This window comes from Blautia sp. DFI.1.216 (genome assembly GCF_020594215.1).
GTDB classification, from domain to species: Bacteria; Bacillota; Clostridia; order Lachnospirales; family Lachnospiraceae; genus Blautia_A; species Blautia_A wexlerae.
In genome coordinates, this window is sequence record NZ_JAJDML010000074.1 from 1 (window position 1) to 12,833 (window position 12,833).

Sequence of the window (12,833 nt, forward strand, 5' to 3'; positions counted from 1 at the left end):
CAGAACGGTAGATCTCCAGTGTCTGGCGGATCGGGATATTCTGTTTTCGTAATTCCACACCATAACTGGATATTATCTGCATTTTTATTTTTCCCTGATAACTCTTTTCTCAGATTCTGTTGTTTTTTCTACTACCCATGGCTATATTTTAGCACATATAGCGCTAAAAGTAAACATATGTTTTCCTTTGGGTAAAAAATTTGCGCGTCTAACTCATCACTAAGTAACGAGAATGCGACGCGCAATTATTCAAAAATCGTTCGCATTTGCGCAGGAAGACATTTGGATCCGATACCTACGGTCCACAGATACCAAACCTTTTTAATAGAAGATACTCATAAATATCCTGATCAGGATATCTCTGTCATATATGAAACTCAGGATGCAATCTTTCTTAATGATCTGAAGGGCCGCCTCACCAACCTTTGTATTGCACACAATGGTGAGAGCCAGAAAGATAATCCATATTACTATAAGGAATTTAACTGCCCCCAGCAACGCTCCTGCTACCTTGTTCATGCCATGCAACACAGGTAATCTCGTCACAAGATTCAGCATCCATGTGATACTCCTCACCATAATCGTCGACATCAGCAGAGAAATCAGGAAAGAAATTCCATTCACTGCCATTCTCGCCAGATATTGAGCAATATAATCCGAAAATGTAGTTACAGCCAAATACTGGTAACTGTCAGAATTATTATTCTGAACCAGTCCATTCCTCAGCAGTTCCGGGAGATTCATTTCATTTATAAATTCAGTCTGGCTTTCTCCACTGCCTGTCCATGTGCTGTATTCCTCTCCTACAAACTCCCGGCAGCTTTCCTGTACTTTTTCATAAATTGATGTATTTTCCCGAATAAACTCATTTACATAAGGATTTATAAACCACACGATCGCCATCGACAGAAAAACACATACAAGCGAAACCAGTTCTTTTATCAGTCCCCGCCTATAACCTCTGACACATGCAGCCGCCAGAAAAAGTATCGTAATGACTCCGGCCCACGTTAAAGCCATTTTCATCCTCCTAACTAAGTTTTATTATCTCTACACCGCTGTCCAATACCAGAAGATATCTGTTCATTCCGATTTTGAAGAAATCTTTGATCGTTCCATCCACACTGCCAAGATATTTCTGTACTCCCCTGCTGTTCATTACACACATCTGGGAACTGTTGTACATCAGAATATTTCCACCGCTTAATTTAATCGTCGTATATGGAATATTGAAGTTTTCTTTGAATTTCAATTTGCCATCTGTAGTATAAACTTCCATTGTATACTGTTTGTCCTTACTGTCATTCTTAAACACAAGACCAATCATATCATTATCATAAAAAGTACTGACAATTTCTTTATCTACTTTTACTGTTTTTACTTCCTTCGGAATCTGGCTTCCATGATAAATTGTAAATCCATTATCTTTAAGTGCTACAGACCGGTTATTATCAAGATACTGGATCTGCGGAACTACCACGCCTTCATACTTATATCCACTGACAATTCTGTCATCCTCGTTCTGTCCTACATCTCCAAAATTGTAAAATGCCACATAACTGGTCGTATCACTTCCATCTACGAACTGATAGGTTACCATCATGATCACTCCGTCTTCAGATACAGCAATATCAAGGGGATATCCCGGATCATCTATCTTCGTCTGATTTTCAGCAATCAGACTTCCATCTGTACCATAAAAATCAATCCATGTATCATCTCCGCCATCCAGGATTGCCGCAACAAGACCGCTTTTGGATACTTTTGCTTTGACAATACTGTAAGAAGTAGTTACACTGCCTGTTTTTCCGGATTTATCATAAATCTCCAAAGTTGTTCCATCTTTATCCGCAATCACCGCACGAGTTCCATTGACATCTGCCACAGGATTCTGCATCTGATAGGTTTCACTCCATAATGTACTCATCTTATCAGAAACAAGCGAAACTCCGTCCGGACTGTATCGAAGGATATTTCCGTCCATTTCAACATAATTTGTAGAAACAATATCCTCCTGCTCACTTGTCTGGACTACTTTATAAGTATGATAACTTCTCTTCTCTATGTAAAATCCCACAGCCGTTACAGCAGCAGCTATCGCCACCACTGTAATAACTGTCTTTTTCACTACACTTCTTTTGTGGCGGGACAATCTGCGCTCATAATCATCTGCATATTCCTCTTCAGCTCTCTCCCGAGCTTTCGCTTTTCTGTTTCTCTCTGCCTGAAGCTTTTTCTTTTTATGTTTTTTTATTATTTTCTTAAATGTATTTGCCATTTTAGCCTTTACCTTATTTCTCACTTTCATTTTGTTGATTATCAGGTTTCCGTTTTTGCCATTTATTATAGCACAGTTTTCTAAGGTAATACAATTACTTGTCCCGGATAAATGATTTCGTCCGCTGACATCCCATTCAATTTGCAGATCTGACTTATGGCTTCGATACTTCCGTATCTGTCCATACTTATCTGAAAAAGAGTATCGCCGGGCTGAATCACATATGACTCATGGGCTTTTCCCGCTGCTTCGCTGTTTTCCTTCTGCACAGCTTCCCTGACACGTTTCTGTGCTTTACGTTCATCTGCTTCCTGCTGGTAGATTTGTTCGGTTTTATCTGCTTTTTCTGTCTTTACATCCGGAAGCTGTTCTGTTTTGTCCGATTTTTGTTCTGTATCTGTCTGCTCTGCTGATATTTTTTTCTCTGAAGTATTGTTTTTCTTTTCAGAATTTTCTTTTTCACTGGTGCTTTGATTATTCTCTTCATCATTCTCTTCATTATTCTTTTTATTCTTCCCTGCATCATTTTGTATAGTATCTGTCCGGTATTGTTTATGCTGCCTGACAGCTTCATTGTTCGAAGTCCCAACAACAGGAGACGGCGTTATCTCCTCAACGATCACTGAAGAAACCGTCGCGCTCTCCTTTTCGTTCTGTTTTACATTCTGGTAACTTCTGTAAAAATTAACACCCACTGTCAGTACTGCAATTGCCAGACATGCAGTTAATCCATATGAAAAAACAGAAGGAGCTGCCGGCTCCTTCCTGGTTTCCTTTTTATCTGCAATTATTTTGCGAAAATCTTTCACAGCCTGATCTTCATATTTTTCCTGAGGTTCCGGCTGAAGTTCTTCATTTTTGTCGATCATGTACGTCTGCATACCGGGATTTTTTTCATAATAAAGATAATACCCTCCCAGACGCACCATTTCATTGTTTTCATAACGGAAGAAAGCATCTTCCCTTTCCTGAGGTTCCATAAGCATCAGGACTTTTTCTCCTCCAAAATGTTTCATGTGTACTTTTGACATCACTTCCGATACTTTCAGGAGAAGCTGAGGCTGTGAAAAGAACCATCCCACAATCTCCTGATCTTCGAAGTACTCCTTCTGGGCTTCCTGTATCTGCTTCCATTGATTTTCCGAAAAATCGATATGATCAGGTGCTGCCTCCATCTCCTCCGCTATAATAGCACCTTTGATAAACAGATAAGCTGTCTGAGAACGCCATTTAAGATTTCCTGTAAGAACTGCCACTCTGGTTTTTGCTTCTCCCAGAGAGTCTTCCGTTCTGGCAAGTCTTACCAGAAATGTGTACACATAGTCCTCCATATAAATCCTGTAATCTTCGGCTGCCAGGCCGATCTGGCGTATATTTCTGGGTAATCCAAACGGTTCCTCACCATTTTGTCCTTCCTGAGATTCGTCCTTATAGATTACTTCTATCATCTCTCATCACCCCTTCGGGTATCAGGATAACACAGATAAATTGCAGATTTTATCACATTGTAAGAGGAATTTACCAGAATTTGGCGACAGATTTTGCACAGTGCATATTTTTATCCCGGTAAGGATATGATGTTATCAGAAGCCTCTTCGCAGCTTGTTGTTATGAAGCAAAGGGACTATAGCAATTAAAAGATATAATCAATAATGTGCTCTCGAAATCTTTTTGTGCAGGTACAATAGAGACTCTGCGAGTACATAATACGATCAGGGAGGTTTTATGGTATTTTATGTGGACTCACAGAAAAGCAGTTCTGCTGAGGAAATCGCTTTTCTTTTAAATAAATGTATTCTTCAATATCCCGGCAGATGGTCGGAACTGGTTTTTCTGTGTATCGGAAGTGACCGCGTGACAGGAGACTGTCTCGGTCCCTATATCGGACACCAGTTACTTGAACATCTGAATACGGACACTCATGGCGTTTATGTTTACGGTACCCTGAAAAGCCCCGTACATGCTTTAAATCTTTCCAGAATTTCCCGCCAGATCAAAATTCTGCATCCCGAAGGTCTGGTTATTGCAGTGGATGCCTCTCTTGGACAAAAAAAGCACCTGGGGTATGTGACCATCGCAGATGGTGCACTTTACCCAGGTGCTGCAGTTCAGAAAGAACTTCCTCCTGTTGGTGATATCCATATCACAGGGATTGTAAACATTGCAGGTGTACTGGAACAGCTAACCCTTCAGACTACCCGCCTGTCTACGGTAATCTCTCTGGCAGATACCATCACACAGGGAATCGTAAATTATACAAATTCTTTGATCTGTTTGTAGATGCCTTCTGCATCAAGACCATATTTCTCAAGAAGAGCTGTGGCAGGACCGGATTCTCCGAATACATCATTTACACCGATACGTTTTACAGGTACAGGTGCTTTCTCAGACAGGCATTCGCATACTGCTCCGCCAAGTCCGCCGATTACTGAATGCTCTTCTACAGTTACAACCTTTCCTGTTTCTTTGGCTGCTGCAACTACAAGTTCTTCATCCAGAGGCTTAATCGTATGGATATTGATTACTTTTGCATCTACGCCGTCTGCCGCAAGCTTCTCTGCAGCTTCAAGAGCAGGAGCTACGCAGAGACCGTTTGCAATGATCGTAAGGTCTTTTCCTTCACGAAGGACAATACCTTTGCCTAATTCAAATTTATAGTCCGGTCTGTCATTGATAACCGGAACTGCCAGACGTCCAAATCTCATATATACAGGACCAACATGCTCATAAGCTGCTTCTACCATAGCTTTTGCTTCAATATCATCAGAAGGGCAGGCAACAACCATTCCCGGAATTACTCTCATAAGAGCAAAATCCTCACAACACTGATGGGTAGCACCATCTTCACCTACAGAAATTCCGCCATGAGTAGCGCCAATTTTTACATTGATCTTCGGATATGCAATAGAGTTACGAACCTGCTCAAAAGCACGTCCTGCTGCAAACATTGCAAATGTGCTGGCAAATGGAACTTTTCCTGTAGTAGCCAGACCTGCGGCAATGCCCATCATATTACACTCGGCAATACCACAGTCAATATGACGCTCCGGAAATTCTTTTTTGAATACGCCAGTCTGAGTAGCTGCAGCAAGGTCAGCGTCCAGAACGACCAGGTTCTCATGTTTCTTACCTAATTCAACCAGCGCAGCACCGTAGCTTGCTCTTGTTGCGATCTTCTTTACTTCTGACATAATGCTTCACCTGCCTTTTCTAACTCTTCCATTGCCTGTGCATACTGCTCGTCATTCGGAGCTTTTCCATGCCATCCAACCTGATTTTCCATAAAGGAAACACCTTTTCCTTTTACAGTTTTCATAATGATAGCTGTAGGCATTCCCTTAGTAGCTTTTGCTTCATCAAAAGCAGCTCTTAACTGATCCATATCATTTCCGTCTGCAACGTTAATCACATGGAAGTTAAATGCCTCAAATTTCTTATCAATCGGGTATGGAGAACATACTTCATCAACCTTACCGTCGATCTGAAGTCCATTATTATCCACGATCACTACAAGATTGTCCAGTTTTCTGAAGCCTGCAAACATAGCAGCTTCCCAAACCTGGCCTTCCTGAATTTCGCCGTCGCCTAATAAGGTGTATACACGATAGCTTTCATTGCTTAATTTGGCAGAAAGCGCCATACCAACTGCTGCAGAGATTCCCTGTCCCAGAGAACCGCTGGACATATCAACACCCGGGATATGTTTCATATCCGGATGTCCCTGTAAATAGGAACCCAGATGACGAAGAGTCTTCAGATCTTCTTTTGGGAAAAAGCCTCTTTCTGCAAGTGCAGAGTAGTATCCCGGTGCTGTGTGGCCTTTGGAAAGTACGAAACGGTCACGATCAGCCTTCTTAGGATCCTTTGGATCAATATTCATTTCTTCAAAATATAAATAAGTGAATACATCTGCTGCAGACAGAGATCCGCCCGGATGTCCTGCTTTTGCAGAATGTAATGCAGTAACGATGTCTTTACGGACTTCGTTTGCAATTTTCTGAAGTTCTAATTTTTCCATTGTGGTAAATTCTCCTTATTCGCCGAATACTGCTTTATAATCTTTCTGGAATTTCTCAATACCTGCATCTGTCAGAGGATGTTTTGTCATCTGTACGATTACATTGTACGGAACAGTTGCAATGTCAGCACCTGCAAGTGCACAGTCTGTTACATGGATCGGATTTCTTACGCTTGCTGCGATGATTTCTGTCTCGATTCCTGCCACTTCAAAAATCTCAGCGATCTCGCGGATCAGATCAACACCTCTTGTAGAAATGTCATCCAGTCTTCCAAGAAACGGAGATACATAAGTAGCACCTGCTCTTGCAGCCAGAAGTGCCTGGTTAGCAGTGAAGATCAGAGTAACGTTTGTCTTGATTCCTTCTGCATGAAGAACCTTAACTGCTTTCAGACCTTCTACTGTCATAGGAATCTTAACAACCATATTCGGATGAATGGCTGCAATCTCACGTCCCTCTTTGATCATTCCTTCTGCATCTGTTGTAGTAGCTTTTACTTCACCGCTGATCGGTCCGTCTACGATAGATGTGATCTCTTTGATTACTTCCTTGAAATCTCTTCCTTCTTTTGCGATAAGAGACGGATTTGTGGTAACACCACAGATTACACCCATATCATTAGCTGCCTTAATATCTTCTACTTTTGCTGTGTCAATAAAAAATTTCATGTTCTTAACCCTCCTGATTTTTGCTTGTCATAATCGTTCATTGATCTGATGGTTTCATTATAACAGACTTTACATTCAGGTCAAGCGTGGCAAAAGATTATTAATAATTTCTTTATTAATAATCGCATGTCTTATTAATTCTTTATTTTTCAGTCAAAGCATATATTCGTTGTTATCAACATGCAATATACAATATGTTTTATAACCATTTCTTTTCGTAACTGTTCGCTGTCTTTGCTGTTGCAGGAAACCTCCGTCAGAAATCATTTCTGATATCGGATTTCAGCCGCACATCCTGAAATTTTGGTACGTTTCCAGAAAATGCCTGCCGGGTAGATATTCGCAATCTACCTCGCCACACAGCTCTATACCAAATAACTGTTCTGCAGTTTCGATAAATTATTATTAATAATTTTCATTCGACGTATTTAATTATTTTTTTTGGTTCTGACATACCCCGTAGTGCGTCTCGCTATCAGCTTGGGGGTATATTCAATATTATAGAGACTGACAGGAGCAGAATCTGTAAGAAAGCGGTCCTGCTCATCGATTTTGCGCAGTATAATATCACAGGCATCTCTGCCTTTAAGGGCTACGAAATGATCGATCGTAGTAAGAGAGATCTTCCGTATTCCCGAATAAAAGATATTATCGCACCCAATCACCGATACATCCTTGGGTACATGAATCCTTGCTTCATGGAGAGCATCCAGCGCACCAATAGCCATCATATCATTCTGGCCTGCAATAGCTGTAAATTCCCTGCCTTCATCCAGAAGCTCCATAGTAAGCTCATAACCCATCGAATATTCCGAATCCATCCGTGGGATCTGCATATCGATAGCTTCATCCGCAGCCTTAATGATCACATGATCCTTCAGGCCTTCTTTCTCAAACTCTTTCACAAAACCATTTACACGTTTTGTTCTCTGCCATTGTCTCCTTGTCAGGGGCGGAGTGATAAACGCTACATCTCTGTGCCCCAGATCAAGCAGATGTCTTGCCATCATCCTTCCCACAACTGTATTATCCTGATTAATGGCATCTATAGTTGTAGTTTTCTCTTTATTACTGATGATAACCAGTGGGATTGTCTGCGCCAGTTCCTCTACCTGCTGCTGAAAATCCGGATTTGGATTACAGCAGTAGATAATGCCAAGCGGCTCTATTGTACCCATCATGCGCAGATACTTCTCCTCCAGACGGGGATCTCTCTGTGTATTACAGATAAAGACACCATATCCCTGTTTGTTCGCCACTGCCTCAATTCCCTGCAGAAGCAATACATAATACGGGCTTGTAAGCGTAGGGCAAAAAACAACGATCAGCTTCTCTTTCCGGCTTTCTTTTCTGTTCTTTCGTCCGGGAAGATGATAGCCTAATTCTCTGGCTGCCTGCTCTACCTTCTCCACTGTTTCTCTGGAAAAAGAAACATTATATTTCTTATTCAGGACCATGGAAACAGTTGCCTGGGAGACTCCTGCCCTCTTTGCCACGTCAGAAGAAGTTGCTTTCTTTTTAGACAAAGTGATGCCTCCTTTTCCGATGATCTTTTGTCAGAACAGTAACCTTAAAGCTCCACACGCCCCTCAAGAGCACGTAAAAGAGTCACTTCGTCAATATATTCCAGATCTCCTCCTACCGGAACTCCGCTTGCAATCCTGCTGACTTTGATCCCGGTAGGTTTGATCAGCTTACTGATATACATTGCCGTTGTTTCCCCCTCCAGACTGGAGTTGGTAGCAATGATCACTTCCTTTACCTCATCCTTTGCCAGACGCTGCATGAGTTCTTTCAGTTTGATATCATCCGGCCCGATTCCAAGCATTGGAGAGATTGCGCCATGAAGAACATGATAAACGCCATCAAACTTGCCTGTTTTTTCATAAGCTGCAAGATCTCTTGTATTCTCTACCACCATGATCACTGAATGATCACGCTTATCATTGCTGCAGATGGGACAGATCTCTCTGTCTGTCAGAGTACAGCAGCACTTGCAATACTGTACATTCTCTCTTGCACCGGTAATGGAAGAGGTAAGCTGCTCTACCTGATCCTTTGGCATATTCATGATATGAAATGCCAGTCTCTGTGCTGATTTCGCACCGATTCCCGGAAGATGGGAAAGCTGCTCGATCAGCTTATTGATATGACTACTGTAGTATTCCATCAGAATGGAAGACCTCCGCCAAGTCCGCCCAGACCACCTGTCAGTTTAGACATAACAGCTGTAGATTCTTCTTCCACTTTGCGAAGCGCTTCGTTTGTAGCTGCAACGATGAGATCTTCCAGCATTTCGATGTCATCCGGATCTACAACTTCCTCCTGAAGCTTTACTTTTGTCACCTCTCTCTTACCTGAGATAGTTACCTCTACAGCTCCGCCTCCTGCAGTAGCCGTAAATTCTTTCTCTTCCAGAGCTTTCTGATTCTCTTCCATCTGACGCTGCATTTTCTGCGCCTGTTTCATAAGATTATTCATATTTCCCGGCATACCCATTCCCGGGAATCCTCCACGTTTTGCCATTTGTGATGTCCTCCTTGCTATTTATTGCCTTATTATTTACTGCCTTTTCCTGTCCGGAGAATATTTAGTTACTGTTCACTCCGTTCACAGTAACGTAGCCAAAATTCATTCCAGATTGCCTGCGGCAATGGAATTTTGGCTTGTATGTCTCGGGATTTTGGCATATTCATGCCAAAACACCTCGCGGGATAGTGGTGTGTGAACAGTAACAATATTTATTCTCCTTTTTCCTCATCAGGATCCTCCTCTATCACAACATCCATGTGGATATTATTCTTTATCGCCTGGTCCACTGTGATATTTGCCAGATTTGTATGCTGATGCTTATCTGCCACCAGCATCTGGATCTCTACTGTTTTTCCTGTCTGGGCAGTGATAATGTCCCGAAGCTCTTTCTTCGCTTCCGGATTGTCCACATAGGACTGCCCCAGAAAATCCTGAAATTCCACATAAAGAACAGGTTCTCCTGTCTCACTGTTATACTTCGGAACAGATTTCTGAAGCATCTGCTTGAACATCCCTGTCGTCTGTCCTGTGATCACTTTCCAGCCTGCCACGATCTTCTGCAAATCTTCCGGTGCAGCTTTCGCCGGTGCTTTGTTTCCCGCCGGTTCCTGAACTGCTCCGGTTTCTGCCGGCATTTTCCCTGAACCCTGCTGCACGATCACCTGCTGTACCGGACGTTCATCCATCCGCTGTTCCAGCACACGCAGTCTGTCCAGAACAGAATCCAGATTAGTCTCCATTGCAGGACGGCACAACTTGATCAGTGCAATCTCCACGAGAACCCTTTTCTGGGTTGCATATCGGATCTGGTTGGACAAATCCGAAAAAATACGGATATACCGCATCAGCGTCTCCACATCCAGCATGGTGCTCTCTTCTTTCAGAAGCTTCATGTTGTCGGATGAGACATCGATCGCTTCCTCCGGATTCTCAGAAGTCTTAACGAGAAGAAGATTTCTCATATACCAGGTAAAATCTCCCACAAACTGGCTCAGTTCCCTGCCTCCTACGATCAGTTCCTCCAGGATATGAATGGAACCTGTCACATCTCCCCGGATCACTTTTCGCAAAAGCTTGCTAAACACTTCGGTGTCAACGGCTCCCAGAACCTCCAGAACTTTATCATAGGTAAGTTCCTGTCCAAGATAAAAAGCAATACACTGGTCGAGAAGGCTGAGCGCATCTCGCATGGAACCATCTCCCGCTTTCGCTACATATCGGACTGCTTTTTCCTCAGCTTCTACGCCTTCAACTTTGAGCAGTTCATCCAGTCTGGCCGCGATAGTGTCTATGGTGATCCTGTGGAAATCATATCTCTGGCATCTGGATAAAATCGTAATCGGAATCTTGTGCGCCTCTGTAGTTGCCAGGATAAACATAACATAAGACGGTGGTTCCTCCAGTGTTTTCAGCAGGGCATTGAAGGCACCTGTGGAAAGCATATGAACCTCATCAATAATATATACTTTATATTTACCTTCTGTAGGGCGGTAAGAAACCTCTTCTCTGATCTCACGTATATTATCCACACCATTGTTGGATGCAGCATCGATCTCGATCACATTCATTGCAGTTCCTGCCTGGATTGCCTTGCACATGGCACATTCATTACAGGGGCTGCCATTTACGGGATGCTCACAGTTGACTGCCTTCGCCAGAATTTTGGCTACTGTTGTTTTACCGGTTCCTCTGGTGCCGCAGAACAGATACGCATGGCCGATACGGTTATGCTTAATCTGATTTGTCAGAGTAGTCACTATGTGATCCTGACCTTTGACATCCGCGAAATTATCCGGTCTGAACTTTCTGTAAAGAGCAGTGTAACTCATGAGTAAACTCCTATCGTAACTATTCAGCACCCCCACTGTCAGCAGCGCGCCAAATAGTTATCTCTATCTTATTATCACAGCCGCCGCGGAAAAAATTCCCGCGGCGGTCTTTTTTACATCCATATCTTATATGAAAAAGTATCTGTCAGTCAAGTACTGTTTCACTTAATCAGTCACCAAAGCTGATACCAATCTGTTTGGCAGCAACTACAAGCTGATCTTTCGGTGATACCATCTTAAGCTTACCTGCACACTCTTCAAGAGGTACACGTTTAATTTTGCCGTTTACCACGCCGATCATGATGCCATATTCACCATCCATGATCGCCTGCGCTGCACCTGCACCGATTCTTGTGGAAAGAACGCGGTCATACGGACATGGTTCTCCGCCTCTCTGTGTATGTCCCGGAACTGTAACGCGGACTTCGCTTCCGATCTCTTTGTAGATCTGGTCAGCAATCTCATAGGAAACGGACGGATATTTCTTTGCTCGGGCTTCCAGTCTCTCTTTGTATTTCTTTTTAGGAAGTTCTGCGTCTTCTTTGGAAATCGCACCTTCTGCAACTGCAAGGATTGTGAAACGCTTGCCTGCTTTGGCGCGTTTCTGGATTGCTGCGGTAACTTTTTTGATATCATATGGGATCTCAGGAATCAGGATGATATCCGCACCGCCTGCAACACCTGCATGAAGTGTCAGACTTCCTACCTTGTGTCCCATGATCTCTACGATAAATACACGTCCATGTGAAGATGCTGTCGTATGGATACAGTCAATGGCATTTGTGGCAATGTTTACCGCACTCTGGAAACCAAAGGTCATGTCTGTGCCATAGATGTCATTATCAATAGTCTTTGGAAGATGGATAATGTTCAGTCCTTCTTCTCTCAGAAGGTTTGCTGTCTTCTGTGTACCATTTCCGCCAAGGATCACAAGGCAGTCCAGGCAGAGTTTATAATAAGTCTGCTTCATTGCTTCAACCTTGTCCAAGCCATTCTCATCCGGAACACGCATCAGTTTGAATGGCTGTCTGGATGTTCCGAGGATTGTGCCGCCCTGTGTAAGGATTCCGGAAAAATCTTTGGATGTGAGCATACGGTATTTACCATAGATCAGTCCTTTATATCCATCATCAAATCCATAAACTTCCAGTTCATCCAAATTGTTGCTCAGTCCCTTTACTACTCCTCGCATGGTAGCGTTAAGTGCCTGACAATCACCGCCGCTGGTAAGCATACCTATTCTTTTAATCATGATCGTATCCTCCATTTCTGTGTTTTAAGAATTATCCATATCCATACATACAAGACATGTTGTGTACTCTGGCATATCCATTTCCAGAATAAAGATAGTTTATTTCTGTTTATTATATAATATTTATCGTTTTCATACAATAGTGTTAGAAAAGTTTTAGTTACTATTCACGCACTACGTTCGTTACTGTTCACTCCGTTTGTTACTGTTCACTCCGTTCTCAGTAACATAGCCAAAATTCATTCCAGATTGCCT

The 12,833-nt window shown here is 42.6% G+C and carries 12 protein-coding genes; 1 reads left to right on the top strand and 11 read right to left on the bottom strand.

Features of this window, described 5'->3' with window-relative positions; genetic code table 11:
• Positions 1-321: 321 nt before the first annotated feature.
• From LJE11_RS17490 to LJE11_RS17500, 3 genes are all read right to left on the bottom strand, one after another.
• Positions 322-1,020: a CvpA family protein gene (locus LJE11_RS17490; RefSeq protein WP_020993249.1), complete on the bottom strand. Its 699-nt coding sequence runs from the start codon at positions 1,018-1,020 to the stop codon at positions 322-324.
• A 10-nt stretch (positions 1,021-1,030) separates the two neighbouring features.
• Positions 1,031-2,278: a DUF5711 family protein gene (locus LJE11_RS17495; protein ID WP_008706907.1), complete on the bottom strand. Its 1,248-nt coding sequence runs from the start codon at positions 2,276-2,278 to the stop codon at positions 1,031-1,033.
• Positions 2,279-2,358: 80 nt separating this feature from the next.
• Positions 2,359-3,726 carry a LysM peptidoglycan-binding domain-containing protein gene (locus LJE11_RS17500; RefSeq protein ID WP_022380099.1) on the bottom strand — a complete coding sequence of 456 codons (1,368 nt, stop codon included), beginning with the start codon at positions 3,724-3,726 and terminating at the stop codon, positions 2,359-2,361.
• 277 nt (positions 3,727-4,003) lie between these two features.
• Between LJE11_RS17500 and yyaC the strand changes: the two genes are divergently transcribed.
• Positions 4,004-4,558: a spore protease YyaC gene (yyaC, locus tag LJE11_RS17505; RefSeq protein WP_008706911.1), complete on the top strand. Its 555-nt coding sequence runs from the start codon at positions 4,004-4,006 to the stop codon at positions 4,556-4,558.
• Here yyaC and LJE11_RS17510 read toward each other — a convergent pair.
• From LJE11_RS17510 to LJE11_RS17545, 8 genes are all read right to left on the bottom strand, one after another.
• Positions 4,531-5,469, bottom strand: coding sequence for a transketolase family protein (locus LJE11_RS17510; protein WP_008706912.1), 939 nt, complete (start codon positions 5,467-5,469; stop codon positions 4,531-4,533). The two genes, yyaC and LJE11_RS17510, sit on opposite strands and share 28 nt — an antisense overlap.
• Entirely contained in the window at positions 5,457-6,296 is an 840-nt protein-coding gene (locus tag LJE11_RS17515) for a transketolase (RefSeq protein WP_008706915.1), read from the bottom strand. The genes LJE11_RS17510 and LJE11_RS17515 overlap by 13 nt, the downstream gene beginning before the upstream one ends.
• A gap of 15 nt (positions 6,297-6,311) precedes the next feature.
• A complete protein-coding gene (gene fsa, locus LJE11_RS17520; protein ID WP_008706917.1) occupies positions 6,312-6,965 on the bottom strand; it encodes a fructose-6-phosphate aldolase in 654 nt (217 codons plus the stop codon).
• A gap of 428 nt (positions 6,966-7,393) precedes the next feature.
• Positions 7,394-8,491, bottom strand: a complete 1,098-nt coding sequence (locus LJE11_RS17525) for a LacI family DNA-binding transcriptional regulator (RefSeq protein ID WP_008706920.1) — start codon at positions 8,489-8,491, stop codon at positions 7,394-7,396.
• 44 nt (positions 8,492-8,535) lie between these two features.
• Entirely contained in the window at positions 8,536-9,135 is a 600-nt protein-coding gene (gene recR / locus LJE11_RS17530; RefSeq protein ID WP_008706922.1) for a recombination mediator RecR, read from the bottom strand.
• A complete protein-coding gene (locus LJE11_RS17535; RefSeq protein WP_008706923.1) occupies positions 9,135-9,491 on the bottom strand; it encodes a YbaB/EbfC family nucleoid-associated protein in 357 nt (118 codons plus the stop codon). Before LJE11_RS17535 ends, recR begins: the two co-directional genes overlap by 1 nt.
• Before the next feature lie 215 nt (positions 9,492-9,706).
• Positions 9,707-11,326, bottom strand: coding sequence for a DNA polymerase III subunit gamma/tau (gene dnaX / locus LJE11_RS17540; protein WP_118759025.1), 1,620 nt, complete (start codon positions 11,324-11,326; stop codon positions 9,707-9,709).
• A gap of 169 nt (positions 11,327-11,495) precedes the next feature.
• The gene (locus tag LJE11_RS17545; RefSeq protein ID WP_055199825.1) at positions 11,496-12,578 is read right to left on the bottom strand and encodes a 6-phosphofructokinase; all 1,083 of its coding nucleotides are present in this window, start codon (positions 12,576-12,578) and stop codon (positions 11,496-11,498) included.
• Positions 12,579-12,833 lie beyond the last annotated feature (255 nt).

Coding starts and splice junctions, on each gene's coding strand:
- yyaC (WP_008706911.1), top strand. CDS start 4,004: ATGGTATTTTATGTGGACTCACAGAAAAGCAGTTCTGCTGAGGAAATC.
- LJE11_RS17545 (WP_055199825.1), bottom strand. CDS start 12,578: ATGATTAAAAGAATAGGTATGCTTACCAGCGGCGGTGATTGTCAGGCA.
- LJE11_RS17510 (WP_008706912.1), bottom strand. CDS start 5,469: ATGTCAGAAGTAAAGAAGATCGCAACAAGAGCAAGCTACGGTGCTGCG.
- fsa (WP_008706917.1), bottom strand. CDS start 6,965: ATGAAATTTTTTATTGACACAGCAAAAGTAGAAGATATTAAGGCAGCT.
- dnaX (WP_118759025.1), bottom strand. CDS start 11,326: ATGAGTTACACTGCTCTTTACAGAAAGTTCAGACCGGATAATTTCGCG.
- LJE11_RS17490 (WP_020993249.1), bottom strand. CDS start 1,020: ATGGCTTTAACGTGGGCCGGAGTCATTACGATACTTTTTCTGGCGGCT.
- LJE11_RS17515 (WP_008706915.1), bottom strand. CDS start 6,296: ATGGAAAAATTAGAACTTCAGAAAATTGCAAACGAAGTCCGTAAAGAC.
- LJE11_RS17495 (WP_008706907.1), bottom strand. CDS start 2,278: ATGGCAAATACATTTAAGAAAATAATAAAAAAACATAAAAAGAAAAAG.
- LJE11_RS17500 (WP_022380099.1), bottom strand. CDS start 3,726: ATGATAGAAGTAATCTATAAGGACGAATCTCAGGAAGGACAAAATGGT.
- LJE11_RS17535 (WP_008706923.1), bottom strand. CDS start 9,491: ATGGCAAAACGTGGAGGATTCCCGGGAATGGGTATGCCGGGAAATATG.
- recR (WP_008706922.1), bottom strand. CDS start 9,135: ATGGAATACTACAGTAGTCATATCAATAAGCTGATCGAGCAGCTTTCC.